This window comes from Enterococcus avium (assembly GCF_002891025.1).
GTDB lineage: Bacteria > Bacillota > Bacilli > Lactobacillales > Enterococcaceae > Enterococcus_A > Enterococcus_A avium.
The window spans coordinates 1,895,895-1,920,670 of record NZ_NBSL01000002.1 but is presented as its reverse complement, the minus strand read 5'-3'; the positions used below and the strand labels follow the sequence as shown (position 1 = coordinate 1,920,670).

The 24,776-nt window shown below is 39.1% G+C and carries 26 protein-coding genes and 1 tRNA gene; 20 read left to right on the top strand and 7 right to left on the bottom strand.

Annotated elements, in window-relative coordinates:
- Positions 1–7 precede the first annotated feature (7 nt).
- From AUF14_RS09775 to glyS, 3 genes are all read left to right on the top strand, one after another.
- Positions 8–835 carry a histidinol-phosphatase gene (locus AUF14_RS09775; protein ID WP_049220062.1) on the top strand — a complete coding sequence of 276 codons (828 nt, stop codon included), beginning with the start codon at positions 8–10 and terminating at the stop codon, positions 833–835.
- A 528-nt stretch (positions 836–1,363) separates the two neighbouring features.
- Entirely contained in the window at positions 1,364–2,251 is an 888-nt protein-coding gene (gene glyQ / locus AUF14_RS09770; protein WP_049220060.1) for a glycine--tRNA ligase subunit alpha, read from the top strand.
- A gap of 1 nt (position 2,252) precedes the next feature.
- Positions 2,253–4,331 carry a glycine--tRNA ligase subunit beta gene (gene glyS / locus AUF14_RS09765; RefSeq protein WP_049220058.1) on the top strand — a complete coding sequence of 693 codons (2,079 nt, stop codon included), beginning with the start codon at positions 2,253–2,255 and terminating at the stop codon, positions 4,329–4,331.
- Between the two features lie 32 nt (positions 4,332–4,363).
- Here the strand turns inward: glyS and AUF14_RS09760 are convergent, their stop codons facing one another.
- The 4 genes from AUF14_RS09760 to AUF14_RS09745 form a co-directional block, all read right to left on the bottom strand.
- Positions 4,364–5,305 carry an AEC family transporter gene (locus AUF14_RS09760; protein ID WP_049220057.1) on the bottom strand — a complete coding sequence of 314 codons (942 nt, stop codon included), beginning with the start codon at positions 5,303–5,305 and terminating at the stop codon, positions 4,364–4,366.
- Positions 5,306–5,419: 114 nt separating this feature from the next.
- Positions 5,420–7,354, bottom strand: a complete 1,935-nt coding sequence (locus tag AUF14_RS09755; RefSeq protein ID WP_049220055.1) for a fructose-bisphosphatase class III — start codon at positions 7,352–7,354, stop codon at positions 5,420–5,422.
- 14 nt (positions 7,355–7,368) lie between these two features.
- Entirely contained in the window at positions 7,369–8,181 is an 813-nt protein-coding gene (locus AUF14_RS09750) for a pyruvate, water dikinase regulatory protein (RefSeq protein ID WP_016181338.1), read from the bottom strand.
- Positions 8,182–8,192: 11 nt separating this feature from the next.
- Positions 8,193–8,822 carry a helix-turn-helix transcriptional regulator gene (locus tag AUF14_RS09745; protein WP_016181339.1) on the bottom strand — a complete coding sequence of 210 codons (630 nt, stop codon included), beginning with the start codon at positions 8,820–8,822 and terminating at the stop codon, positions 8,193–8,195.
- Positions 8,823–9,067: 245 nt separating this feature from the next.
- Here AUF14_RS09745 and AUF14_RS09740 point away from each other — a divergent pair.
- The 10 genes from AUF14_RS09740 (at position 9,068) to AUF14_RS09695 (ending at position 15,760) form a co-directional block, all read left to right on the top strand.
- A tRNA-Glu gene (locus AUF14_RS09740) sits at positions 9,068–9,139 on the top strand.
- Positions 9,140–9,260: 121 nt separating this feature from the next.
- Positions 9,261–10,313: a 1-aminocyclopropane-1-carboxylate deaminase/D-cysteine desulfhydrase gene (locus AUF14_RS09735; RefSeq protein WP_102866022.1), complete on the top strand. Its 1,053-nt coding sequence runs from the start codon at positions 9,261–9,263 to the stop codon at positions 10,311–10,313.
- 23 nt (positions 10,314–10,336) lie between these two features.
- A complete protein-coding gene (locus AUF14_RS09730) occupies positions 10,337–10,660 on the top strand; it encodes a hypothetical protein (protein WP_225844333.1) in 324 nt (107 codons plus the stop codon).
- A 156-nt stretch (positions 10,661–10,816) separates the two neighbouring features.
- Positions 10,817–11,026, top strand: coding sequence for a helix-turn-helix transcriptional regulator (locus AUF14_RS09725; RefSeq protein WP_048721612.1), 210 nt, complete (start codon positions 10,817–10,819; stop codon positions 11,024–11,026).
- The gene (locus AUF14_RS09720) at positions 11,023–11,493 is read left to right on the top strand and encodes a hypothetical protein (RefSeq protein WP_049220051.1); all 471 of its coding nucleotides are present in this window, start codon (positions 11,023–11,025) and stop codon (positions 11,491–11,493) included. Before AUF14_RS09725 ends, AUF14_RS09720 begins: the two co-directional genes overlap by 4 nt.
- 81 nt (positions 11,494–11,574) lie before the next feature.
- Positions 11,575–11,991, top strand: a complete 417-nt coding sequence (locus tag AUF14_RS09715; protein WP_016181344.1) for a hypothetical protein — start codon at positions 11,575–11,577, stop codon at positions 11,989–11,991.
- Positions 11,992–12,184: 193 nt separating this feature from the next.
- The gene (locus AUF14_RS09710; RefSeq protein ID WP_016181345.1) at positions 12,185–12,658 is read left to right on the top strand and encodes a hypothetical protein; all 474 of its coding nucleotides are present in this window, start codon (positions 12,185–12,187) and stop codon (positions 12,656–12,658) included.
- 4 nt (positions 12,659–12,662) lie between these two features.
- Positions 12,663–13,877: an efflux RND transporter periplasmic adaptor subunit gene (locus AUF14_RS09705; RefSeq protein ID WP_049220049.1), complete on the top strand. Its 1,215-nt coding sequence runs from the start codon at positions 12,663–12,665 to the stop codon at positions 13,875–13,877.
- The gene (locus AUF14_RS09700; protein ID WP_049220048.1) at positions 13,878–14,564 is read left to right on the top strand and encodes an ABC transporter ATP-binding protein; all 687 of its coding nucleotides are present in this window, start codon (positions 13,878–13,880) and stop codon (positions 14,562–14,564) included. It abuts the gene before it with no gap.
- Positions 14,561–15,760, top strand: coding sequence for an ABC transporter permease (locus AUF14_RS09695; protein WP_049220046.1), 1,200 nt, complete (start codon positions 14,561–14,563; stop codon positions 15,758–15,760). Before AUF14_RS09700 ends, AUF14_RS09695 begins: the two co-directional genes overlap by 4 nt.
- 819 nt (positions 15,761–16,579) lie before the next feature.
- Here AUF14_RS09695 and yidC read toward each other — a convergent pair.
- Positions 16,580–17,512, bottom strand: coding sequence for a membrane protein insertase YidC (yidC, locus tag AUF14_RS09690; protein WP_048721625.1), 933 nt, complete (start codon positions 17,510–17,512; stop codon positions 16,580–16,582).
- Positions 17,513–17,617: 105 nt separating this feature from the next.
- A complete protein-coding gene (locus AUF14_RS09685) occupies positions 17,618–17,890 on the bottom strand; it encodes an acylphosphatase (protein WP_048721626.1) in 273 nt (90 codons plus the stop codon).
- A 117-nt stretch (positions 17,891–18,007) separates the two neighbouring features.
- Between AUF14_RS09685 and AUF14_RS09680 the strand changes: the two genes are divergently transcribed.
- The 6 genes from AUF14_RS09680 to AUF14_RS09655 all read left to right on the top strand — a co-directional run bounded on the left by AUF14_RS09680 (position 18,008) and on the right by AUF14_RS09655 (position 22,814).
- Positions 18,008–18,769, top strand: a complete 762-nt coding sequence (locus AUF14_RS09680) for a TrmH family RNA methyltransferase (RefSeq protein ID WP_049220075.1) — start codon at positions 18,008–18,010, stop codon at positions 18,767–18,769.
- 134 nt (positions 18,770–18,903) lie between these two features.
- The gene (locus AUF14_RS09675) at positions 18,904–19,401 is read left to right on the top strand and encodes an HD domain-containing protein (protein WP_034876793.1); all 498 of its coding nucleotides are present in this window, start codon (positions 18,904–18,906) and stop codon (positions 19,399–19,401) included.
- Between the two features lie 266 nt (positions 19,402–19,667).
- Positions 19,668–20,300: a YczE/YyaS/YitT family protein gene (locus tag AUF14_RS09670; RefSeq protein ID WP_049221523.1), complete on the top strand. Its 633-nt coding sequence runs from the start codon at positions 19,668–19,670 to the stop codon at positions 20,298–20,300.
- Positions 20,301–20,472: 172 nt separating this feature from the next.
- Entirely contained in the window at positions 20,473–21,036 is a 564-nt protein-coding gene (gene efp, locus AUF14_RS09665) for an elongation factor P (RefSeq protein WP_016181355.1), read from the top strand.
- Between the two features lie 523 nt (positions 21,037–21,559).
- On the top strand, positions 21,560–22,108 hold the full coding sequence (locus AUF14_RS09660; protein WP_049221526.1) for a hypothetical protein: 549 nt from the start codon (positions 21,560–21,562) through the stop codon (positions 22,106–22,108).
- Positions 22,109–22,205: 97 nt separating this feature from the next.
- Complete coding sequence (locus tag AUF14_RS09655; RefSeq protein WP_049221529.1) at positions 22,206–22,814, top strand: hypothetical protein; 609 nt, start codon at positions 22,206–22,208, stop codon at positions 22,812–22,814.
- A 108-nt stretch (positions 22,815–22,922) separates the two neighbouring features.
- Here the strand turns inward: AUF14_RS09655 and AUF14_RS09650 are convergent, their stop codons facing one another.
- On the bottom strand, positions 22,923–23,600 hold the full coding sequence (locus AUF14_RS09650; protein ID WP_049221533.1) for a cyclic nucleotide-binding domain-containing protein: 678 nt from the start codon (positions 23,598–23,600) through the stop codon (positions 22,923–22,925).
- Positions 23,601–23,796: 196 nt separating this feature from the next.
- Here AUF14_RS09650 and AUF14_RS09645 point away from each other — a divergent pair, with 196 nt between their 5' ends.
- Positions 23,797–24,729, top strand: a complete 933-nt coding sequence (locus AUF14_RS09645) for a phosphate/phosphite/phosphonate ABC transporter substrate-binding protein (RefSeq protein ID WP_016181359.1) — start codon at positions 23,797–23,799, stop codon at positions 24,727–24,729.
- Positions 24,730–24,776: the final 47 nt, after the last annotated feature.

Sequence of the window (24,776 nt, the reverse complement as noted above, 5' to 3'; positions counted from 1 at the left end):
TTCAGCGATGTTCTATTCAAATGCGCACACTCACAGTACGTGGTGCGATGGCAAAGATAGTTTAGAAGATATGGCACAAGCCGCAATTGAATTAGGTTTTACGGATCTGGGATTTACTTGTCACTCACCGGCCCTGTTTGATCCTAGCTGTCTTGGGGTACAGAATGAAGTGACGTATCAAACTGCCTTGCGCAAGCTCAAGAAAACATTAGCGGGAAAGCTAAATATCAGTTTAGGCTTGGAATGGGATTATTACAGTGCCGATCCAATTGATGGCTATGATTATACGGTTGGCTCCGTACATTATTTTCCACCACGTCAAGGGATTTTTCGCAGCGTGGATGAAAGTCCGGAAAGTTTGATGAAAACCTTAAATGAGTGGTATCGAGGTGATCAGATGCAGATGGTGCGTGACTATTATGATACGGTGGTAAGACATATTGATCAGAATCATTCGGAAATCGTGGGTCATTTTGATTTGATTACGAAATTTAATGAAAAGCAGCCTTGGCTGGATGAAGACAGTGTGGAGTATCAGGCGATTGCTTCGAAGGCTCTGAATGATGTGATCGACATTATTCAAACCTATGATGGAATGGTGGAGATCAATACGGGGGCAATTTCTCGGAATTGGCGTACGACGCCTTATCCCAATCCTTTCCTGCTGAAGCTTTTAGAGAAAAGAGACTGTCCGATTATTATCACCAGCGATAGTCATGAAACATCGACCTTGACGTGTCATTTTCCTGAAACGGTTGAATTATTAAAAACGGTCGGGTTTACAGAAACAATGCAATTGAAAGATGGTATTTTTCAGCCGATTCCTTTTGACTAGCTTATTTTTTCTATAAGGACACTATACTGTCTCATAGAAATTTTGAAACATGTCTCATGCAATTAGCAGAAAGATTTGACAAAAGGGGTCTGGTGTCGCTATTATAGAACCAAGTTGAATAGGTGCGAGGATCAAATTTAAAAATTTGTGGAAAACACAGCGAGTCAGGGATAGTGGAAGCCTGAAAGGGAAACAAATTTTGTTGGCGTTTGTGAGCACATTTAGTGAAAGCTGCCAAGCAACTGCTTGGAAGTAGGGTGGAACCGCGTTGATACGTCCCTATGTCGATTTTTTCGGCATAGGGACTTTTTTGCGAGTTGCCAGTTGCACTTTTCGCAGTTTATATGGTGAAAGAAGAAAACAATGGTTTTGAACAAATTTGTGATCAAGATTATTAGTGCAATGGTATGCGTACGAAGATAAGCTCATTTTTCCTGTCTTTGGAAAAATGAATTTCCTTCAAATGAGCTAGCCACCCTGCAAGTCAAAAGATAAATAAACTTCAATAATAAACCAGGAGGAAACAAAATGAGCAAATTAACAGTGCAAGAAATGATTTTGTCGTTACAAAAATTTTGGTCAGACAATGGCTGTATGCTGATGCAGGCCTACGATACAGAAAAAGGAGCGGGAACGATGAGTCCCTACACCTTTTTACGGGCGATCGGACCTGAACCATGGCGTGCGGCATATGTAGAGCCTTCACGTCGTCCAGCTGATGGACGTTACGGCGAAAATCCCAATCGTTTATATCAGCATCACCAATTCCAAGTAGTAATGAAGCCTTCTCCCAAAAATATCCAAGAGTTGTATTTAGACAGCTTACGTTTATTGGGAATTGACCCGTTAGAGCACGATATCCGTTTTGTAGAAGACAACTGGGAAAATCCTTCAATGGGTTGTGCTGGTGTTGGTTGGGAAGTCTGGCTTGATGGAATGGAAATTACTCAGTTCACGTATTTCCAACAAGTTGGCGGTTTGCAGGTCAACCCAGTGACTTCTGAATTGACTTATGGTTTGGAACGTTTGGCTTCTTATATTCAAGAAGTCGACAGTGTATATGATTTAGAATGGAGCGACGGCGTTAAATACGGCGAAATCTTTAAGCAACCAGAATATGAGCATTCAAAATATTCATTTGAAGAAAGTAATCAAGATATGCTTTTAGAGAATTTTGAAAAATTTGAAAAGGAAGCGAAACGCTGTATTGATGAAAATCTAGTGCACCCAGCTTATGATTACATTTTGAAATGCAGCCATACCTTTAACCTGTTGGATGCACGCGGGGCTGTTTCAGTCACTGAACGTGCGGGCTACTTGGCTCGTATCCGTAACATGGCTCGCTCTGTTGCGAAGATATTCGTGGCTGAACGGGAAAAACTAGGCTTCCCATTATTGAATCAGGAGGGCAAATAAGATGGCGAAAAATCTACTATTAGAAATTGGTTTAGAAGAAATGCCAGCCCACGTGGTTTGGCCAAGTATCAAACAACTAGAAGAAAAAGTTTCGAAGTTTTTAGCAGAGAACAGCTTGACCTTCGAATCCATTGAAACCTTTTCAACTCCTCGTCGTTTGGCGATCCGAGTAACCAATATTCCTGATCGTCAAGAAGACGTGCAAGAAGAAGTCAAAGGTCCAGCAAAGAAAATTGCGTTAGATGCGGAAGGAAATTGGAGCAAAGCAGCAGAAGGGTTTGTCCGCGGGCAAGGTCTAACAACTGATGCAATCACTTTCCGTGAAGTCAATGGTGTGGAATATGTCTATGTGACAAAATATATTCACGGAAAAGAAAGTAAAGAAGTTTTGACTGGCTTATTAGATGTGGTGAAGAGCATGAATTTCCCTACCATGATGCATTGGGGCGATACGATGTTTGAATACGTTCGTCCGATTCATTGGATCATCGCATTGTTGGATGAAGAAGTAATTCCATTTGAATTATTGGATGTTCAAACAGGTCGTACAACAGAAGGGCATCGTTTCTTAGGTGATCAAGTTGCATTAGCCAATCCAAGTGAATACGAAGAAAAATTAGAAGAACAATTTGTGATTGCGGATGCTCACAAGCGTCAACAGATGATCGTAAACCAAATTGAAGAAATCGCTGAGAAAAATAAATGGGTGATCAATCTTGATCCTGATTTATTAGAAGAAGTAACGAACTTAGTGGAATATCCAACCGCATTTGTTGGCGATTTCGAAGAGCGTTTCCTATCGGTTCCTGAAGAAGTGCTGGTTACCTCCATGAAGGAACACCAACGTTACTTTGAAATTCGCAACCAAGCAGGAATGCTATTGCCGCACTTCATTTCTGTTCGTAACGGAAACAGTGTGAAACTAGATAACGTCATCAAAGGAAATCAAAAAGTCTTGGCTGCACGTTTGGAAGACGGTGAATTTTTCTTTGAAGAAGATAAGAAATTATCGATTGAAGACTGCGTTGAAAAATTGAAGAACGTAACTTTCCACGAAAAAATCGGTAGCATGTATAAAAAAATGCAGCGTGTCGGTTTAATCAGTCAAGTCATTGGAAAGCGAGTCGGCTTGAGCGAGGAAGAATTAACTGATTTGAAGCGGGCGTCAGAAATCTATAAATTCGATTTAGTGACGAACATGGTGAATGAATTCCCAGAATTACAAGGGATCATGGGTGAAAAATATGCCTTGCTGAAAGGGGAAAAACCTGCCGTTGCCACCGCGATTCGTGAGCATTACATGCCGATTTCTTCAGAAGGTGAATTGCCAAAAACAGCGATTGGTGCAGTTTTAGCGATCGCTGACAAGATTGACAGCGTACTAGGCTTCTTCGCTGTAGGAATGATTCCAAGCGGCTCAAATGATCCTTACGCATTGCGTCGTCAAACATACGGAATTGTCCGGATTGTCGAAGCACAAGGCTGGACCTTCCCGTTCACCGATATGCAAGGGGCGATCGTGGACGCTGTCAACGAGGATGTTTTAGATTACGGAATCCATTTCAACCGCGATCAAAAAGAATTCATTGAGTTCTTTAAGGGACGTATCCGTCAACGGCTGCAAATCTACAATGTCCGGCATGATATTATCGATGCGGTATTGGATTCACACCAAGATGATTTAGTCCAAGTTTTCAAGACAGCTCAAATCTTTGATGAGCATTTGACCGATGAGCACTTTAAAGAAGCGATGGAAGCTTTGACACGTGTAATTAACCTAACGAAGAAAATGGAACCAGATGTTATTACCTACAAGGTCGATCCTAAGCTGTTTGAAAATGAAACAGAAGAAGAATTGTACGTTGCAGTGAAAGAGGCCGAAGATCAATTCGCAAACCAAAGCATGGCTGAAAACTATCAAACCTTGACGAATTTGCGCCCAGTGATTGAACGGTATTTCAATGAAACCATGATTATGGTAGAAGATGAAAAAGTACGCGATAATCGCTTGAATCAATTAGCGATCATCACTCGTATGACAAATGCGTTAGCAAGTATCGATAAAATTATTACGAAATAATAGAAAGCCTTCGAGTTTGCGCTCGAAGGCTTTTATAGTATCAATTTTAATAATAATGGAATATACGCGAGATATAATAGCACTGAATAACCCAATGAAGAAGCCGCGAACTTCTGATCGGCACCATAGGAACGTGCCAGAATGGGGACAGAGTTTTGAACCGGCATCGCAGCTTGAATGATAAAGACAGAGAGCATCAAAGGCGGTACACTGATCCAATGTCCTAATAACCATACAATTAACGGAGAGATTACATATCGACCAACGATGACACCAATAATATCTTTATTTAAAGTCAGATTTTTGATTCCCACATTATAGACGATGATCCCGATGACAAACATTGATAAGGGTGTCGTTAAATTAGCCAGATAGCTTAAAAAGGTTGCAATGGAATCTGGAACAGTAATGTTAACCAAGACTGCACACAACCCAAGTAAAAAACCTAACAGTGCTGGAGAGAAAATCTTTTTCAAAATTGGTATTAGATGAAAATTGACTGTGGCCTGTTCAATTTGAGGATTGTCGCGGGCAATAAAGTAAATACCCAAGGTCCAAAAGATCGTTGTATTGACGATGTAATAGAGCAGGACATAAGGAACTGCTTGTTCACCGAAGATTGCCAAATTAATCGGCAATCCAATAAAAATCGTATTGGAGCAAGTGAACATTGTAGAAAAAATTCCTTTACGAGCAGGAGTAATCCGAAAGATGCGACAATAGGCAAAGCTCACAACAAATGTTAGCAGCATAGAAATTAGCGGGATGATCATCCCACTGACAAGATGCAGAAATTCTGATCGAGAAAAATTTTTCGTGATTGTCAAAAACATATTACAGGGCAGTGCAATCTGTAAGACCAGCTTTGAAAAAGCATCGCCGATTTGATTAGAGAACCACTGCTTGTATGTCAGCACATAGCCGATAAACATTAAAACAAAAATAAAAAAGATATTAATATATGCGGAAACCATTTTTTCACCTCGCATCTACTATACAGAAAAAAGCGGGTGTCATCAATTGTTGATGACACCCGCTTTATCTTTCTATTTCAGCACAAGTTTAGAAAATAATTTATTAACAGTAAGCTAGTTGTCGTTATGTTCTTGATAATTCAACAACCCAGATAGATTTTCGATCTGTTCTTCCAAACTATCGCCGACTGTCGTATCTTTGATCAGGATGCGTTTCAGATCTCTGTCGATCACCCGTTTCAAGGAAGTTTCATCAGCCTGCTTGGCTAATAGGCTTTCGACGGATTCAAATGGATCATGAGTAACCAGCTGGAAGCCGTAGGAATTATTCAGTAACGAATAACCAGCGATTCCCGTGGTCTTCTGATACGCTTTAGAAAGTCCGCCGTCAATTACAAAGAGCATTCCTTCACCCTTAATTGGTGATTCGCCATCTTGAACCTTAACTGGTGTATGACCGTTGATAATTCGTGAATTTGGCGAATATAGAGCAAATTCCTCTAGAATCATTTGACAAGTCTCATGAGTATCGCGAAATTTATAGTAGGGATTTTTGATTTCCTTATGTGTCTTTTTATCAGCAATAAAATAGCGCTCGAATGTCGTCATCGCACTTTTGCCAAACTGGGGTGAAATCTTGCCGGTCCAGCAATTCCAGATCCAATCAGCAGCTGGACTATCCGTTTGCTGACTTTGACATCCAGTACGAATTTGCTCTTCAAAGAAATTTAAAAGGTCTTTGCCGGCATAATCTTTTCCATCGACAGTCAATGGTAGGAAGCTGCCGTCGGCTTTTAGCGGCAGACAACCATGAAAGAGCAGATGTTGATTGTATACAAGATACATTGAGCCCTTATTCAAGAGCAGCTGCATGTGCTCTTGCATTTTGGTCGATTGCTGGAAGGAAGCCAGCAGCATATCTACCACATAATCTTCCTGCTTAGTCAAAGCATGGACATCCTCTTGCAAGGTTTGGAAGCAGCTGCCCTGCAGCGGATAGTCCTTTCCAGCTAAATGAACCGTATTTTTATCGAAATCAATCTTTTCAAACAACAACCGATCATCCATTTGAAATTCAGGATGACGTTTGATCAATTGGCCTTCCAATTTAAATTGCAGGATCGACAAGGCTTGATGGACTTTCTCTAAGCTGTCTAAGCTTTCAATCGAATAACTTTCACTACTGTTTTTTTCCTTCGGTGTGAAAATCGGATTCTTTTCGTAATGTTCCTCCGCATACATGAATAGCGGCCGTAGATTTAGCGCATACGCCTGTTCGATCTCATATAGGTAATTATAGCGCGCAGCAATCCGCAATAAAGTCATTAAACAAGCGCGAGAGCCCGCGTAAGCCCCCATCCAGAGAATATCATGATTTCCCCACTGAATATCGACAGAAGGATGCTGACACAGCTTATCCATGATCTTATCCGCCTCTGGTCCTCGATCATAGATATCACCGACTACGTGAAGATGATCGACTACCAGACGTTGGATGCTCTGACATAAGGCAATAATAAACGTTCGACCCTGCTCCAAATCTAAAAGATGGGCCAGAATCTGGTCGAAGTAAGCCGCCTTGTCAGAATAATTCGTATCGGTGTACATCAATTCTTCAATGATATAGGCATAACGCTTAGGAAGTGCCTTTCTTACTTTTGAGCGCGTATACTTGGTCGAACAAAAGGCCAGCAGTTCTAATAGCTGACGGATTTTTTTTCGATACCAAGAGCGATCTCGATACGCATAAAACTCTTTATCATCTAATGCTTCACGTGGATAGGCCACTAAAATTGTTAGCTTATCTTTTTCGTGCTCCGTCAGACGATCTCCAAAGAGCAGGCTGATTTTTTCTTTGATGTTGCCGGCACCAGTGCGCAGGATATGATCAAAGGCGGTAAACTCCCCATGAATATCACTGATGTAAAGTTCGGTTCCTTTGGGCAAATGCATGATGGCTTCTAAGTTGATGAGTTCAGTCATGATTGCCTCCTTGGTACTAAATTCTTTTTCCAACATTTGATAATATTTTTCACGGGTTGATAGCATAACGTGCTCCCCTTTTATAAGCGATTATCCAAATGCTCACAAATCAATGTCGCTGATTCTTCAATCGATTTGTTAGTAACATCCAGAGTAAAGGCACCCAGTTCATCATATACACTCAAGGCGTAATCTACTTCTTCTTTGATCCGATTGATATCTGAATAGCGTGAATTTTCAGCTAAGCCTAAGGAGTTCAAACGGCTCATACGGATTTTCTTCTGAACTTCTGGTTCGATCATCAAACCAACAATTTTCTCTTTCGGAACGTGTTTGATTTGTTCAGGTAGAGGAACTTCCGGTATTAAAGGAAGGTTCGCCACCTTCAAACGATTATTCGCTAAATACATGCTTAACGGAGTCTTCGAGGTCCGTGAAATACCCAGCAAAACAAGATCAGCTTCCAAAAAGCCCTTCGCATCTTTTCCATCATCATATTTCACCGCGAATTCGATTGCTGCGACACGGTCGAAATACTCTTGATTCAGTTTGTGAACAACGCCGGCTTTTTGCAACGGAGCCACACCAGTTTTTTGATGAACGATATCCATGAATTGGCTCATCAAATTAATGTATTGCAGACCTGTCCGTTCACCGAAATCTTCGACAATTTTAGTCAAATTTTCGCTGACTAAGGTTGTTACCACAACGGCACTGTCTTTCAAGGCATCGCCTAAAATACTTTTCAATTCTTCTTCATCTTTTGTAAACGGAAAACGATAAGACAAATCAAAATTGACTGTAGGGAACTGAGCTGCTGCGGCATTAACTATTTTCAGCGAAGTCTCGCCGACTGAATCAGAGATCATGTATAATGGTACACTTGTTTTCATTGTTTTCGCTCCTATCGATTGGTTTCAGTTTGTTTTGCTTGCTGCATGATATAATTAAAAATACGTGATTTCGTAATTTTTCCGATCACTTTTTTCGGATCGTCTTCACTGACTACAGGCAGTGAATCAACTTGATAATCAAGTAAGACTGCGCCAGCTTCTAAGATCGTGTAATCCTTCGTGCATGTTTGCAGATGCGGTGCACGTGTCATAACGACCGCCACTGGTGTATTTTGCAGATTGCTGTTCAATGATGCACGCAATAAATCTTTGCGCGACAATAACCCGACAAGATGCTGTTCTTTGTCGGTCACATAAATCGAGCCAACGTCATACATAAACATATTAGTGATCGCATCATGAATCGAAGTGTCTTGTGGCGTTAGCAGAGGTGACAGCATGATCTCTTCAACTTTGACAGAAAAGATTTTGTCGAACAGAAATTGTTCGATGCCCACACCTGTGTAGGTGTAACCAACTTTTGGGCTTGCTTCCAAAATTCCTGCCATCGTTAAGAAGGAGAGATCTGTACGTAAAGTAGCATGCGAGATTCCTAAGTGATCGGCGATTTTTTCGCCACTTAGCGGTTGATCGCGTTTGACGATCTCAATAATTTTCTCTTGCCTTTGTGATAGATTCATAGGTCCTCCTAGTAATGCATTCGTTCTTCAGTGAGAAAAAATGAATTGGTTTTTTCTTTTAATTGTCATTGAGAAGATGCTCCAAAAATTCAATGACTTGAATACACACCCTATTATACACGTAATAACTATATAAACAACATGATTGATTAAATAAACACATATTTAAAAATTTCAGAAATAAAAGGGGTATTGCTTTCTAAAAAAAGAGTTTAGCAGTATAATTCTTTTTGTTGATATGAAATAACCCGTTAGTCAAGGGGTCAAGACGCCGCGTTCTCAGCGCGGAGGCACGGGTTCAAATCCCGTACGGGCTATACCTAGAGTTGATATCCAGTTGGGTATCAACTCTTTTTTTGTTCATTTTTCTAGTGCATGTGAAAGAATTTGTACTATATACTATAGGTAGTAAAACATAACTAGGCGAGGAGGAACAACATGGAAGCTGCGAGTATAAAACGACTGTTAGAGCAAAAATCCAAAGCAGAATTGGGCTTTTATCCGACACCCTTTTATCGGTTAACTAATTTGTCTAAAAAGCTAGGAGTCAATTTGTTTATCAAGCGAGAAGATTTTTCTGGGCAGAGTCTATTTGGCGGCAACAAAATCAGAAAGCTCGAGTATCTGATCGGAGATGCTAAAGAAAAAGGCGCAGAATATGTTTTTACTTTTGGGGCGACTCAGTCGAATCATGCGATGCAGACGGTTGAAGCTTGTCGCAAAGAGGGCTTGACGCCGATCTTGTATTTGGTTGCTTATGTTGAACCTGATGAGCAGGATCTTCGCAGTAATTTATTGCTGGATCGAATTTTAGGAGCAGAGGTACATGTCATTTTGAAAAATCCCGGTGAGACAGAGGGGGAAATGAGTGCTCGTTCTGTCAAACTAGCACGAGAGCATATGGATAAATTGGCAAAAGAAGGGCATAACTGTTACGAGATTCCCATGGGCGGCGCTAGTTCGATCGGTTCAGTCGGTTTTATCGATGGATTTGTAGAACTTGCAGAGCAAGCCGCAGATACGGGAGTAGAATTTGATTACTTGGTTCATGCAACTGGATCAGGGGGAACGATGGCAGGATTAGTCGCCGGAAAGAAATTATTGAATCATCCCATACGAATTTTCTCTTTTGATGTGATCAGTCATGATTCTAGTTATTTAGACAGTTCAGCGAAATTAGGAAATGAAAGCTTAGCATGGCTAGGAGCAGAGGCTTGCTTAACAGCTGAAGACTTTGAGCATGACAATCAGTATTTTCTTCCTGGCTATGAAATGCCAAGTGAGGCAGGAAATGATGCGATTCGGCTACTAGCAAGAGAAGAGGGACTGTTTCTAGACCCTGTTTACTCTGGCAAGGCCTTTGCGGGTATGTTGGATTATATTGAAAAAGGCAAGATTCCACAAGGTAGCAACGTGATTTTTCTACATACAGGTGGAGCCACAGCACTATTTGCAGAAAAAGAAATTTTGGGGAATTTATTGGATAAATAATTATTCGATTGGAGGGATAGGAAATGAGTAAAAAGGTGGTTTGGATCTGGTCGACAAATGCGAATCAAGGAACCAGAGGATTTGCGACTACATTTAGCATGTTAGTCAGACCTTATAAATTTCAAAGGGAGGTACGAGAAGCTCTAGCACCTGAGTGGGAGGTCGAATTTATTAGTGATGATATTTCGAAAGATGAAATACCTAAAGGCGACGTTACTATTTGCAGTCAAGCTATGGAGATATATCTAGACAAAGACCGCTATCATAATATTGTCGTGATCCCTGAACTGGAGGTTATGCAGTATGATTATTCAGCGATTAAGGAGAGGATCGCTGAGTATCTATAGAAGTTATTTTCTTTCTATATAAAAATAATTTTATATTGATTATTGAACCATTCACAAAAGGGATGGTTCTTTTTTTGTAAAGATATCTTTACTTATTTGTGAGAAAGGAGTATTCTCTATGTAAAGATATCTTTACATAAGATCGAGAGGATAAAAATGAACGTTCATAATAAAATCAGAGCAATCCGTGAATCAAAAAAAATTCCTCAAAAGAAAATGGCTGAGGAGTTAAATGTTTCTCGTCAAACAATGACTGCGATTGAAACGATGAAGTACAATCCCAGTTTGGAATTAACACTAAAGATTGCTCAGTATTTTGAAATGCCAGTAGAAGAAATTTTTCAGTTGGAGGAGGAAGAAAAATGAAACTTTTTACAGTAGCCATCATAAATCTCATTGGATTTCCACTATTATTTTTTGGTTTTATCTCCTTTATTCCATTTTGTTTTTCAGTGAAAAATATTGTAACTGGACGTATAACTAATGAACAGAATAAGAAAATGGTTGTTGAAGCATCGTTGGTTAGTATCGGAACTATTTTATTGTTAATTATTATTCATTGGAAATTGCCTGAGTTATTGCCAAAAGATTTGCGACAATTTCTCTTACCAGGGAATCAATATTTTATTGCAATAATCGGCAATATGACTTTGGATATTCACAGTATTCTCTTTTATTCAGCGGTAATAGGATTCGTTTATAAACTTAAAGAAGTTCAGTATGGAATAATATCCAAGAATTTCTTTTTTAGAAAGAAATTCTTACCAGTGATCGCTGTGTCAATGCTGTGCACTTTTTTACCAAATCTTATTGATTTATTAATGAAAGCATAAATTATTATTATCCCACTTTTTGTAGAAATAGACATTTTGTGGAAGAAGGACTTTAAAAAATTATATAGAGGAGATTTGATAATGATTAGAATGACTATGGCTGTTATCTTTTGTGTGGTAAGTGTTTATTCATTTATTGGTATTTTTACATTATTTAGAGTTTTAGTTAGATTTAAGCAGTATGATGAGTTAGAAAGGAAAGCTATTATCGAGACGTTAGCAATGAGCATGGTAATTATTTTAGTTGTGAATTTTGGACAATTGATTCTATCATTTATAACTCCTTACGATTGGGCACCTTTTATTTTTTCTGGAAGCTCTTTGGCTTTGATCGGTAATACTCCTTTGCATTTTGATAGTTTCTTTTTTGACTGTTCAATACTTGGCATTAGTTATATGGTTAGACGCCATCATTTTGGATTAATAAAAGTGAAAAACATCTTGATTCCAATTATTATTATTCTAATTTTTATTCTTATGCCTCTGATGCTTCATTAACAAAATAGATACCATCACTATCGGCAATATTTTTTCTTTTCACGCGTTCAAGACAAAATAATCTATTTTTAAGATCATTCTTCAAAATCGGGTGAAATTAATAGTATAATGAAAATAACTTTTTGTAATGTTCACTTAGGGTTGTCGCAACATTTACACAAATAGTTAAAAATTGTTAAGTTGGAGTGATTAGATGGAAAAGCATTTGAAGAAAGCAAAAACATGGAACATGGTATTGATTATTTTAGGGTTGATTTCGGTGGTATCATCGGTGGTTGGGTTACCCAAATCGTTAAATCCGAAGCTGAGTGATTACGAAATGATGGGCTCAATGGCTCAGGAGATGTTCGATTATGCAAATAATCCGCTAATAAAAGGAATCTCGGTGTTGTCTTTAGTAATTTCGATCGTTTTGTTGGTTTTCTATTTCATCGCGAATAAGAAGTTAGCAGATGAGATTATCCCAGCAAAATTTCCATACTATATTAAAATTGGTTGGAGTCTTTTAAGTTCAGCGATTGGTTTCATGATGCAGCCAAAAATACAAATGGAAGGGATGGATTTCTCTTTTATGACGACTGTTATTGGGATAGTCTTCCAGATTGTTTTCCTAATACCGGCAATCTTAGTCATTGTTCATCTATTTAAAGCAGAACCAGAGGAGTAGCAGAATGAGAAAAAAAAAATTGACGAAAAAGCAAAAGATCCGTTGGAGTATTCTAGCCGGAGTGCTTGCGCTAGTGCTATTTATTGGTGCATTTGTTTACTCTCAAACAAAAAATTCAACTGTTAAAGATAACAAATACAAAGCAGTTACACTGAAAAAATCTGATCCCTTGACCTTCAATGGGATTGTGGAAGCAACGCATACACAGGATTATTACTTTGACCAAACCCTAGGCAAGATTTCTGAGATCAATGTTCAAGATGGACAGGAGGTAGAGCAAGGCACTACGTTGCTGAGCTATACGAATACTGAATATCAGGAACAAGCGGACGAGCAGAGTACGAATCTAGACAAGCTCTATCTCGCTGTTTCAAATGCGCAAGAAAGTCTGGCAATCGCACAGGACAAGCAGGCAAAAGAGCAGCAGAAATTAAACGATGCAACGGCAAACTATAATAACACCAATGAAAATAGTGAAGAAGGAGCCGCCAAAAAAGAGCAATACAAGCAAGAAATGACACAATATGAAAGCAGTGTTGATACTGCGGCTGATGCCGTTGTTCAAGCGAGACAAGCACTAGAAAGTGCCAATGTTGAGCTGAATTCAGCATCACAAAGCGTAACGAAAATGCAAGGGAAAGTTAGCTCCACCGTTGCTAGTGCGACAAAGGGAACAGCCTATATCAATGAAAAGGGCAAGAATGATCCTTCTGTTCCAGTCGTGAAGGTGGTTAGTAATGAGGTCACGATCGAGGCAAAGGCTTCTGAATATGATTATCCGCAGGTCCATCAAGACGCGTCAGTGACCATAAAACCAATCACAACAAATCAAGAGATCGCCGGAACTATTACACATGTAAATAAGCTACCGGATCAAGCAGAAGCGACTAGTCAGGCTGGAACAGCTGGTGGCAGTTCAACTAGCTCAGTCTCTAACTATAGCTTCATCGTAAAGCCAACTGAAGAACTACAGTATGGCTACAATGTTCAAGTGGTTCTTCCGCTGAATGAGATTCGTCTGCCTAAAAAAGCAGTGAAGAAAACAGGCGATACCAAATATGTTTTTGCTTACCGCAACGGAAAAGTTCATGAGGTTACGATTCAAGCAGAGGATAAAGGCGATTATTTTATTTTGAAGGATGGTCTAAAAGATGGCGATCGTATCATTTCAAATCCTGACAAATCATTACGTGACGGTCAGGAATTGGCGGTGGATTAAATGATCGAACTAAAAAATATCAACAAGTATTATCGCAACGATGAGGAGTCGCTGCACGTTTTAAAGGATATCAATCTAAAAGCGGATGCCGGTGAAATGATCGCGATCATGGGACCTTCTGGCTCAGGGAAATCAACCTTGATTAATTTGTTGGGTTTTATTGATACGAAATTTGAGGGTCAGTATTTATTCGAAGAAGAGAATCTAGTCGCTACGACCGATGATCGCTTATCTAAAACCCGCAATCAAATGGTTGGTTTTGTTTTCCAGAATTTTAGTTTGATCGAGAACTATACTGTTTATGAAAATGTGGAGCTGCCATTGCTTTATAATGGTCATGGTTTTCATCAGACTAAGGAAAAAGTGCTGTCGGTTTTAGAGAAGGTCGGAATTGCGGATAAGGCTGAAAAGCGCCCGCGTCAACTTTCAGGTGGTCAACAGCAGCGGGTGGCGATTGCTCGGGCACTGATTAATCAGCCAAAATTCATTATTGCAGATGAACCGACCGGCGCGTTGGATACTCATACTTCAAATGAAATAATGGAGCTTTTTAAAGAACTGAATCGTCGCGATCATGCGACAATCTTTCTGGTTACCCACGATCCAGAGGTAGTACCATATTGTACACGCTTAGTTAGAATCAGAGATGGTGCAATCACTGAAGACAAGGCGGTGATCGAAGAATGAAATTTTATGTAAATTGGCGTTCTTCTCTTGGTTCGATCTTTAAGAATAAGAAACGTAGCGCACTGACGATGTTCGGGATCGTGATCGGGATTGCAGCAGTGATTGCTATCCTATCTATCGGTCGCGGCTTTGAGCGAGACACGATCGCCAGTCTAACTGACGATGAATCGGATCAATTGAAGGTTGATATTAATTTTATCCCGGGTAATAACGCGTTGTACTACTCAAATGTCGATATGATTCAAGCTTCTGATTTGAGCATCTTGAGAGATGTCGAGGGCGTAGAATCTGCTGACTATCCCAAAAATGATTTAACCTATATCTACAAGGAAGTTAAGATAAAGGATAAAACAAAGAACTATCGGATCGGCGTTGTCTCGAATAGCGGTGATTCTGTCAGCTATGGTCGTGCCATCAGTGCTTACGATAATCAAACCCAGAATAAAGTTGTGACGATTGACGCCAGCTTAGCCAAAGAGATTTTCGGATCAGCCCGTAGCGCAGTCGGCCGTGGTTTTGAATTGGATAATCAAGTTTTTACGATTGTCGGTGTTTTTCCAGCAGGTGCTGAAGAAACGATGTTTTCAGAAGGAACTACCAAAATTTTATTGCCGCGTCAAACTTACATCCACTTTTTTGGAAATGAGCAGGATACGAGTGCGGTGGTTCTGACCTTAGCCGACGGGAGTCAGCTGAATAAAGTTGCTGATCGTGCCATTAAGAAGCTAGAATCAGCTGGTGCGATGCGCCAGCAAGGCGAATACCATGTTTCTAATATGGCGATGATGACAGATGGTATCAGTGAGGTGTTAAGCAGTATCACACTCTTCATTAGTGCTGTTGCAGGAATTTCACTGTTCATCGCGGGAGTCGGTGTCATGAATATGATGTACATCTCTGTGTCAGAGCGAACAAAAGAAATCGGGATTCGCCGAGCTTTGGGCGCCACGCGCGGCGCGATCCGACTGCAATTCTTATTAGAAGGAATGACGTTGACTTTAGTTGGGGGGATTATTGGCTATCTATTGGGAATGATCGTTGCTTATGCGATCGGTAATGTGATGGATATTTCAGTGTCTGTTGATCTGTTTACCGTTGCTTTAGCAGTCGGTGTTTCAAGTGGTATCGGGTTAATATTCTCTGTAATGCCGGCCTCAGAAGCAGCTAAGAAAGATTTGATCGATATTTTGAGATAAAGGATGCTTTGATTTTCTCAATTAAGTTGCTATTAATGAAAATTGACTCATAAGTGTTCAGCGTCAAGAAATAAGAAGGACGTTCCGAAATTTACTGAGAAACCCAGTAACATAGGAACTGATGATAAATGGATTTACTCAGTAATTCTAAAATTTTTATGAATTATCGGCTTATTTTTCGCCGCTATTACGTGTGAGCTGCTGTTTATTCGCGAATAGGATCTTCCCCAAAAGTCTTTTAGATATTTGGGGAAGATCCCTTTTTTTCAAAATAAGAAATCTAGCGAACCCTAGACTTGTAGTTTTTCTTTAAGTGCTTCAGTTAATGTAGCAGAAAAGTTAATATCAGCTTTATTGCTCAAATCATTGAAATTATTAGTGTCTTTTTAAGTAGTTTATTCTCAAATTTCTTATGGTAAAAAGCTAGATCAATTTTAATCAGGATCAACAGATCATCCGATCCTAATGAAATGCTATAGTGAACAGAGGGAGTAGGAAAATCGTCTTATCATCCTCAGTATCAATGAGTCAACTGGCAAGTAAATCTTTTGCCGTATAGAGAGCTTCATGCATGTCTTGACTGAATGTAGTGGCGTTATTTAAGTCTGGAAATATGACGTTAATACCAGCATCTGCCAAATTGAATACAGCGTAATAAATCATCATGTGGATCAAGCCTTTCTAAATTTTGGATGTTGCATCTTATTTAAATCAGCTTGCTTAAAGATATTGGTTAGCTTTCCGACTGGATTATCCTTATGAACATGAAATGAAACGAAGAAAAACCATCGCCTCAAGCGATGGTTTTATCTGTATATGTTATTTACGTTGTTGTTTGCCGGCATTTCGTCCATTGCCGTTCTTATTGTTTTTATTCTTAGGTTGACTAACTTGTTTTGGTTTAATTGGTTCAGCCTTTTTGATGGGCTTTGTTACTACTTGTTTTGGTGGGTTTTTCTTCAATTCTTCTTGAATTTGTGCTTTGATACGAGGACGCATCAAGACATTGGTGATAAAGGTTTGAATACAACTAAAGACACCACCAACTACCCAATAAAGCGCCACTCCGGCAGGTGATGTGAAGGACATGAAGACAATCATCAATGGTGAAGCAATCATCATACTGCGCATTGTCTTCTTCTGTTCCTCAGGCACACCGATTAGTGAAATGTAGCCTTGCAACAAGTAAGCGACCCCTACGAAAACAACGAGGAGATAGCTTGGTTTTGCCAAATCGATTCCTATGAACGTCGAGTGCTGGATACCTTCTGAGAAGCGAGCCGTGTAATAGAGTGCTGAGAAGATCGGCATTTGGATCAGTAAAGGCAGACAGCCCATACCGCCCATCATGCTGACATTATTCTCTTTGTAAACAGCTTGCATTTCCCGCTGTGCTTCCATTTGTTCTTCTTGTGTTGTTGCTTGTTTTACCTTTGCTTGAGCCGCGTCGATCTGAGGTTTGATCGATTGCATTTTTTCAGATTGGATCAGAGATTTCTTTGATTGGTTAATCCCTAGTGGCATAATGATTAGGCGAACAATAATCGTCAAAACGATGATTGCCAGACCGTATGACCAATCGAAGCTGGTTACCATCCAATTAAGGAAATTCTCCAATGGGACAACAAGCATTCGATAGACAAGACCAGATGTATCTGGAGTCCCGTCACTATTTTGACGGACACAGCCCGATAATAGTAAAAGAACGCCCAATAGGCCGGAGCCTAAAAGCCAATTTTTAAATTTATTCATTTAATTCTTCCTCTGCTAATAAAAATTTATACAGGAAATACTATACTAGATAACACAGGCCTTTTCAATCAAATTCGAAAAAAGTCAGGGAACCTTGTCCTTTTTTTAATACACCACATTAAACTGCGTATAGTCCTTAATGGTAGGATCTTCGTATTGTTCAATATGGGAAACTTTGGCAAAAGGATTTTGCGGTACTTTGAGCTTTTCCAAGAATTGATCCAATTGCTCTTTTGTTCCAACTGCTTCAATGGTGACACTGCCGTCATCTTCATTTTTCACTGTACCAGTCAGTCCAATCTCAATTGCCAGTTGATAGGTTGTATAACGAAAGCCGACACCTTGCACGCGTCCAGTCACATTTATATACTTCTTCATAAGAAAGCCTCCTATTAATTTATTTCTTATTCTCTATGATAGCGAGTTTTGCTGGTTGTTACAAGAATTCGCGTGCTATAATGACAAACGAAACGATAAATGAGTGAGGGGAACATGTTGAAAGAAATCCTATCAAGTAAAAATACATTAATCAAAGAAACAAAAAAATTACAGCAAAAGAAATATCGTCAGCAAACACAAAGCTACCTATTAGAAGGCTTTCACTTAATCCAAGAAGCAAAGGCAGCCGATGTCATCCTGAAGGAAGTGTTCATCAGCCAACGTGGGTTAAAGGAGTGGTCTGAATGGATCGAAGAAAAGCTGACGGATTACTATTTGGTTTCTGATGAGGTCTTAAAAACATTAGCAAGTCAACCAACTCCGCAAGGGATAATTGCAGTTGCTGAGATGCCGCAAGAAGAGAAAGAAGATTATGCTGGTGCGTGGTTATTATTGGACAATGTTCAGGACCCAGGGAATGTTGGTACCATGATTCGGACTGCGGATGCGGCTGGCTTTACTGGTGTCATTTTAGGCAAAGGCAGTGCTGATCTATATAATCCTAAAACGCTTCGCAGCACACAAGGCAGCCTCTATCATTTGTCTGTCAGAGTTGGCGATTTAACAGAAGTAATTCCACAGTTTCAGCAAACTGGAAGTTTAGTATTAGGAACAGCATTAGACAAAGAAGCGAAGGATTATTTAAACGTTGAGAAAATGTCTGACTTTGCCCTTGTGATGGGAAATGAAGGTCAAGGGATGTCAGCAGAATTATTAGCGTTGACCGATCAAAATCTTTACATTCCAATCAAAGGGCAGGCGGAGTCTTTGAATGTTGCGATCGCCGCAGGAGTCCTAATGTTTCATTTACTTAAATAAGTCTTCACATTTTCGTAACTGTTATTAAGGAACCCTTAAACTTTTTTCACAAACTCATGGAAGCCTATTCAATGTTCGTGAGCCGTGATATAATGAGCGACAGAACGAAGAGAAGAAAAGGGGCTTTTTTATCCATGACAGAAAATTGGCGTGACGACGAAGAATATGTTTCTTATATTGAGGATTTACTAGCTACCGATGAAGTACAAAGACTAGCAGATTACACCCAACATATGAATTCAACACGATTGGAGCACTCTATTAGTGTTTCTTACAATAGCTACAAATTAGCAAAACAATTCAACGGCGACGCAAGAGCGACTGCTCGTGCCGGTTTATTACATGATTTGTTTTACTATGATTGGCGGACAACGAAATTCGATGAAGGCTCACATGCCTACATGCATCCACGTATCGCCGTGAAGAATGCAGAAAAAATCACCGAATTGTCTGACCTTGAACGTGATATTATTATTAAGCATATGTGGGGAGCAACAATCACTCCTCCAAAATATAAGGAAAGCTACATCGTAACGATGGTCGATAAATACTGCGCCATTAGAGAAGCCGCCGTTCCTTTAGTAGATAGATTTAATTCCTACAAAGCACGACTAAGAAAAGAATGGAACTAATAAAACAATTTTAGGCACCAAACAAAAACTTGTTTGGTGCCTTTTTGTCAGTCACGCTTTTTTGCAGTTTATTAGTGTTAATGCAGACGTTACTTAGTATAAGATATCTTAACTGAGTAGGTTTAGCGTGATGATATGCGTACGAAGATAAATTTATTTTACACAGTTTTGTCAAAGGATTTACTTAGTAAGAGTTAGGCCGCACTCGCCTATATGAAGCTATTATTAAGGTTAGTAAAACAGTTTACTTGTTACGAGAATAGAAAGTGAGGACGAAGCTTATCAAACCAAATATCACCAAACAGTTATTTTTTGCTGTAATAGGAACATTTATTGCAGCAGTCGGTATCCGTTTGATCGTTGTTAGCGGATTAGGAGCAGATGCGATCAGTACTTTAGTCTTAGGCATTTTACAGCATGTGCCATTGAAATTCGGAACGGTTAGCATGCTTTTCAATGGGATAATTTTAGTCATGGTTTTTTTCTATGACCGAAAGATGATCGGAATAGGAAGTATTATCAATAGCTTCGGGATAGGTTTTTGCTTGAATTTATTGGATTGGACAGGGATTTTGCATACAATTCCGGATGGAACGAGCTACTTGGTAATCATCATTGGTTCAATCGTATTTGGTTTTGGCACTGGTATTTATTTGTTAGCGGATTCAGGGTCGGCGGCTTATGAATCCTTGATGATTTTATTGAAGCGAATGCTAAAGAGTTCAGTCAAGGTTGCTCGAATTGTACTAGACGCTATTTTCTTTTTGACTGGGTTCCTTTTAGGCGGACATATTGGCTTAGGGACATTGATTGTTCTTTTATTAATGGGACCATCGTTGGAATGTACCTTGAACCAATTGCCAAAGCTAAAATTTTTCCGTGTGCAGGAAGCAAAATAATTGCTTTGAATTGTTTTTGATGGAGCAAATGATTTTTTCCTAGTAACTACAAGGGTTATTTGCTACAATGAATAAGGTTCATTTTATGGTAGATTTGGATCAGAATAACGATCCATCGAGTTTTCATAATAGAGAATTCGAACATATAAAATAGGAATAGGAGTGCTTATTAATGATTTCAGCAAGCGATTTACGTGCTGGTATGACTTTTGTTCAAGACGGAAAGTTGATCAAAGTATTAGATGCTAGCCACCACAAACCTGGTAAAGGAAATACAGTTATGCGTATGAAATTACGTGACGTGCGTTCTGGTTCAACGTATGATACGACATTCCGTCCAGAAGAGAAATTTGAAAAAGCGATGATCGAAACTAAACCTGTGCAATATTTATACAGCCAAGACGATGTAGCGATTTTCATGGATTTAGAAACCTACGAACAATATGAAATTCCTGTAGGCACGATTGAAGAAGAAATGAAATACATTCTTGAAAACATGGAAGTTAAAATTCAATTCTTTGGTGACGAAGTGATTGGTATTACGTTGCCAACATCAGTTGTTCTGAAAGTCGTTGAAACACAACCATCAATCAAAGGAGCGACAGTTACTGGTTCTGGTAAACCTGCGACAATGGAAACAGGTTTAGTCGTGAATGTTCCTGACTTTATTGAAGAAGGCGAAATGCTCGAAATCAATACACAAGAAGGTACGTACCAAAAACGCGCGAATAAATAGTTAAGCAAACACCACGATTTTAAAAGATCGTGGTGTTTTTTCGTTCTCTAGGTACAATCTGAGAACATTTAGATTTAAATCGGAATATAGGAATCAAAAAAAGACTAATTACGCCTTCAGAAGAGGGGAATTAGTCTTTTGTATTATCATTTATTCCTATGTACAACTTCACATATGCATCCATTTCAAATAAAACATAAAAAGCGGATTTACTTCTATCAGTAAAAAGAAAAATTGGCTTATTTGTTATGCAGAAGAGAACTGTGATAATAGGTATTTTAGAGTTAGACATAGTTTCAAATGTACGAAGGAAATTAATCAGCACTTTTTCTCATATTAAAAAACAAATAGGCGTAAACTCAGTTTATTAGAATAATTATGTTTTTTTGTATAATGGAAAATTATGATATGTGTTTCTTTTTTTGCTTAAAAAATAAATTAAGTTATTAATCACTTTAAAATTAGTGTAAACTGTAACTAGGGTTGAAAAAGTTATCAAAATTTATAGTGAGGAGAATATAGGATGAAAAAGAAAATATTAAAGGCTATCGTTGTTGGTTTTGCTTTTGTTAGCTTAGTTGCTTGTTCTAAAAATGAATCAGCTAATACTTCTAAAACAGTAGAGAAAGAAGCCTCTTCAGAAACGAGGAAAGTGGTCGAGAAATCTTCTGCATCTTCTTCAGAAGTAATACTTACTGAAGAAACAGCAAGTTCAGAAGAAGGGAACTCTAAGCTTTTTGAATTTATGATCGAAGCGGCACAGTCTCAACTTCCTGCGATGAAAGAGCAATTAGGAGCAGCTTATTCAAACATTGAAATTGCTGCGGGTGAAAATCACACAATTATTTATCGGTATACTCTGCCTGAAGATCCAGGCTTTGAAATGGATAGTGCATCATTAAAGCCTGTGATGGTTGAGGCAATGAAACCAATCATGGATTCAATCAAAGGGATGGTTCCTGATGCGAAAATTCAAGTGATCTATTTAAGACCCGATCAAACTGAGGTGGGAAATATCTTGATCACACAAGAAGATACTGATGCCATACAAGGAAATTCTGATCCCGTGTAAAGCACCTAGCAAAATAATAATTAGGTAACTTCGTATAACCCATTTGTTTTGTTTGGAAATTGCGTCATCTAAAACTAGGATGTTTGGAGAATATAGGATGAAAAAATGGATTGTTTTAGTAGTAATGATTGTAGCTTTAGCTGGATGCGGCTCAGGTGGAGCAAAGGAAAACAGTAAATCAGAGAAAAATAGCGAATCAGTATCCACGACAGAAGTTTCAACTTCAAAAACAGAAACATCTTCTTCAGAAAAGAAAATAGAAATGAAGGATGTTGATTTTCAAGTTGAAGGAACGAATTATAAAATGAAGATTTTAGATAACTGGAAAGTTCTTGAAGACGACGAGTTCTCTTTTAGTGCCGAGAATGATAATAACGTTGAAGGAGTAATGGTTTCAGGAGTAAAGAAGACCGATGTCGATGATTTCGTGGCTTTAAAGAGTGCGATGAAAGAACAAATGAAATCTGATGATGAAGTTCGAATAAAAGAAGAAACGATTAAGGAAGAGCCATATCAAACACCACATTATACAGGAGAACTTTATAGCTTTATAGGAGTTGCTGATGGAGCAAATACAGAAATCCGCTTCTATTTTTTAGAAACAGAGATGGAGTACATTATTCTTAACTTTGTAGGACTGCCTTCATTCTTTGAAAGAAATGATGAGCTTGTTACAGAGGTGGTACGCTCATTCGTAGCAGGATAAGCTGAGATAGTTAAGAAGCTTAAACTTTTCACGTTTAAGCTTCTTCTTTATCTAAAAAGAAGGCTATTATTTGGTTTGTGAGGATTTTCTGTTTATGGAAATTAGACCCTACCGTGCTGAATGGCTCAGATTCTCCGCCAATTCTTCTAACGCCTGGATATCACAAATCCGGTAATAGCTTTTCTGCTTTTCCAAAATCTGGGCATCGCGGAAATTGGTGATTGTTCGTAAAAGGTGGCGATAGCTGACGTTTAAGATTGAAGCGCAGGTAGTCAGGCGAAATGAAAATTTTCCTTGCTTCTGATGGGCTAGAATAAATTTCGCCAGTCGTGTTTCTACCGGTTCAATTAATGAGTTTGCGAGGTTAACGCCGGAATTTAACCGATAGCTTAGCAGTTGGCAAATATTCTGTAAGAAACGAACATCTTGCTGCAGGGTGTTGCGGTATTGATTCAAGGGAATCGAAACACAAATACAATCAGTAACAGCCTTGACACTGCTTTTAGGCAGAAGGCCCCATAATGATGACGCTTCCCCCAGTGGCGTAGCGATTGTGACAAAATCAATGCAAATATTTTGGGTATCAGAGGGGTAGGAATAAACCATCATACTGCCCTCCACCAGAAAATACAGGTAATCAGAAGTGGTTCCAGTACGAATCAAATGTTCTTCCTTTTGAAAGGACTGCAAAGAAGCCATTGTTAAAATGTCAGCATCCATATAATTTTGAAGATCGTGTTGCTTCACGTAAGCAGCCAGCAGCTGAGAATCGTGAATTTTCTTCATAATAAACCACTCCTAAAGCGTTCATTTTTTTCATTATAGCCTAGAATAGATTGGGACTCAACACGAACAATTATTCTGTTTGTTTGTAAATTGTATGTAAAAATCGTGTAAAAGATGACACGTGTCACTTCATTATTTTGATGAACTTGCTATGATTTAGAGGTAATAGAAATTATTTCCAACAGGGGGAGAAAAAATGCAATTCAAACAGTTAGCAAAAGGTTTCATAGGTGTGATGTTACTAACAGCATTGACAGGTTGTGGTAGTTCGGGAAATACCAGCGATAGCTCAAAGGATACCAGCAAGGAAAAATTAGTTGTCCAATTTGTGCCAACTAATAACGATGGCAGCATGGAAGCCAAAGCAAAACCTTTTGCAGACTATTTATCGAAAAAACTAGATCGTGATGTCGAGGTAACCTTAGCAACCGATTATTCAACAATTGTTGAAGCCATGTCTTCAGGACAGGTTGATGTAGGAATTATGCCGCCCGCAGCATATGTACAGGCAAAAGACATGGACGCTGCAGAAGCTATTTTAACGTCTCAGCTAGGCGATTATGATCAAGAGTCTGGTCTGCCGCTAAAAGACAAACTGACTAATACCTTCAAAGGAGAAGTTCTAGTAAAAGCAGACAGCGATATGACAAAGTTAACAGATTTAAAAGGAAAAAATATTGCGACGTTGAGTCCTAATTCTGCCAGCGGTTATATTTATCCAGTAGCGGAGTTAAAGGATGCCGGAGTTGATCCAACAGCGGATGCGAAAATGACCACGGTGAATGATATTCCAAGTGAAATTACTGCTGTTTTAAATGGTCAAATGGATGCAGCATTCGTCTTTGAAGGTGCGCGTAATGTCTTTGCTTCAAAATTCTCTGATAATGACCTGATGAAGGATTTGAAAGTATTGTATTTAACAGAAGGGGATATCCCTAATGATGCAATTGCTGTTCAGCCTGATATGGACAAAGAATTGAAAGCAAAAATCAAAAAAGTTTTCTTAGGCATGAAAGACGATAAAGAAGGAAAAGAAGCGATGGCCTTATGGAGTCACCAAGGCTACGAAAAAGCTGCCGATTCAGCCTATGATACGATTCGAGAATATACTAAAAAAGCTGCAGAATAAAACACGAGCGATTGTCGACCAATGTGTCGGCGATCGCTTAAAAATGG

Bases quoted from the DNA above. Each gene is read 5' to 3' on its own strand.
- AUF14_RS09775 (WP_049220062.1), top strand. From the start codon at position 8: ATGTTCTATTCAAATGCGCACACTCACAGTACGTGGTGCGATGGCAAA.
- glyQ (WP_049220060.1), top strand. From the start codon at position 1,364: ATGAGCAAATTAACAGTGCAAGAAATGATTTTGTCGTTACAAAAATTT.
- glyS (WP_049220058.1), top strand. From the start codon at position 2,253: ATGGCGAAAAATCTACTATTAGAAATTGGTTTAGAAGAAATGCCAGCC.
- AUF14_RS09760 (WP_049220057.1), bottom strand. From the start codon at position 5,305: ATGGTTTCCGCATATATTAATATCTTTTTTATTTTTGTTTTAATGTTT.
- AUF14_RS09755 (WP_049220055.1), bottom strand. From the start codon at position 7,354: ATGCTATCAACCCGTGAAAAATATTATCAAATGTTGGAAAAAGAATTT.
- AUF14_RS09750 (WP_016181338.1), bottom strand. From the start codon at position 8,181: ATGAAAACAAGTGTACCATTATACATGATCTCTGATTCAGTCGGCGAG.
- AUF14_RS09745 (WP_016181339.1), bottom strand. From the start codon at position 8,822: ATGAATCTATCACAAAGGCAAGAGAAAATTATTGAGATCGTCAAACGC.
- AUF14_RS09735 (WP_102866022.1), top strand. From the start codon at position 9,261: ATGGAAGCTGCGAGTATAAAACGACTGTTAGAGCAAAAATCCAAAGCA.
- AUF14_RS09730 (WP_225844333.1), top strand. From the start codon at position 10,337: ATGAGTAAAAAGGTGGTTTGGATCTGGTCGACAAATGCGAATCAAGGA.
- AUF14_RS09725 (WP_048721612.1), top strand. From the start codon at position 10,817: ATGAACGTTCATAATAAAATCAGAGCAATCCGTGAATCAAAAAAAATT.
- AUF14_RS09720 (WP_049220051.1), top strand. From the start codon at position 11,023: ATGAAACTTTTTACAGTAGCCATCATAAATCTCATTGGATTTCCACTA.
- AUF14_RS09715 (WP_016181344.1), top strand. From the start codon at position 11,575: ATGATTAGAATGACTATGGCTGTTATCTTTTGTGTGGTAAGTGTTTAT.
- AUF14_RS09710 (WP_016181345.1), top strand. From the start codon at position 12,185: ATGGAAAAGCATTTGAAGAAAGCAAAAACATGGAACATGGTATTGATT.
- AUF14_RS09705 (WP_049220049.1), top strand. From the start codon at position 12,663: ATGAGAAAAAAAAAATTGACGAAAAAGCAAAAGATCCGTTGGAGTATT.
- AUF14_RS09700 (WP_049220048.1), top strand. From the start codon at position 13,878: ATGATCGAACTAAAAAATATCAACAAGTATTATCGCAACGATGAGGAG.
- AUF14_RS09695 (WP_049220046.1), top strand. From the start codon at position 14,561: ATGAAATTTTATGTAAATTGGCGTTCTTCTCTTGGTTCGATCTTTAAG.
- yidC (WP_048721625.1), bottom strand. From the start codon at position 17,512: ATGAATAAATTTAAAAATTGGCTTTTAGGCTCCGGCCTATTGGGCGTT.
- AUF14_RS09685 (WP_048721626.1), bottom strand. From the start codon at position 17,890: ATGAAGAAGTATATAAATGTGACTGGACGCGTGCAAGGTGTCGGCTTT.
- AUF14_RS09675 (WP_034876793.1), top strand. From the start codon at position 18,904: ATGACAGAAAATTGGCGTGACGACGAAGAATATGTTTCTTATATTGAG.
- efp (WP_016181355.1), top strand. From the start codon at position 20,473: ATGATTTCAGCAAGCGATTTACGTGCTGGTATGACTTTTGTTCAAGAC.
- AUF14_RS09660 (WP_049221526.1), top strand. From the start codon at position 21,560: ATGAAAAAGAAAATATTAAAGGCTATCGTTGTTGGTTTTGCTTTTGTT.
- AUF14_RS09655 (WP_049221529.1), top strand. From the start codon at position 22,206: ATGAAAAAATGGATTGTTTTAGTAGTAATGATTGTAGCTTTAGCTGGA.
- AUF14_RS09650 (WP_049221533.1), bottom strand. From the start codon at position 23,600: ATGAAGAAAATTCACGATTCTCAGCTGCTGGCTGCTTACGTGAAGCAA.
- AUF14_RS09645 (WP_016181359.1), top strand. From the start codon at position 23,797: ATGCAATTCAAACAGTTAGCAAAAGGTTTCATAGGTGTGATGTTACTA.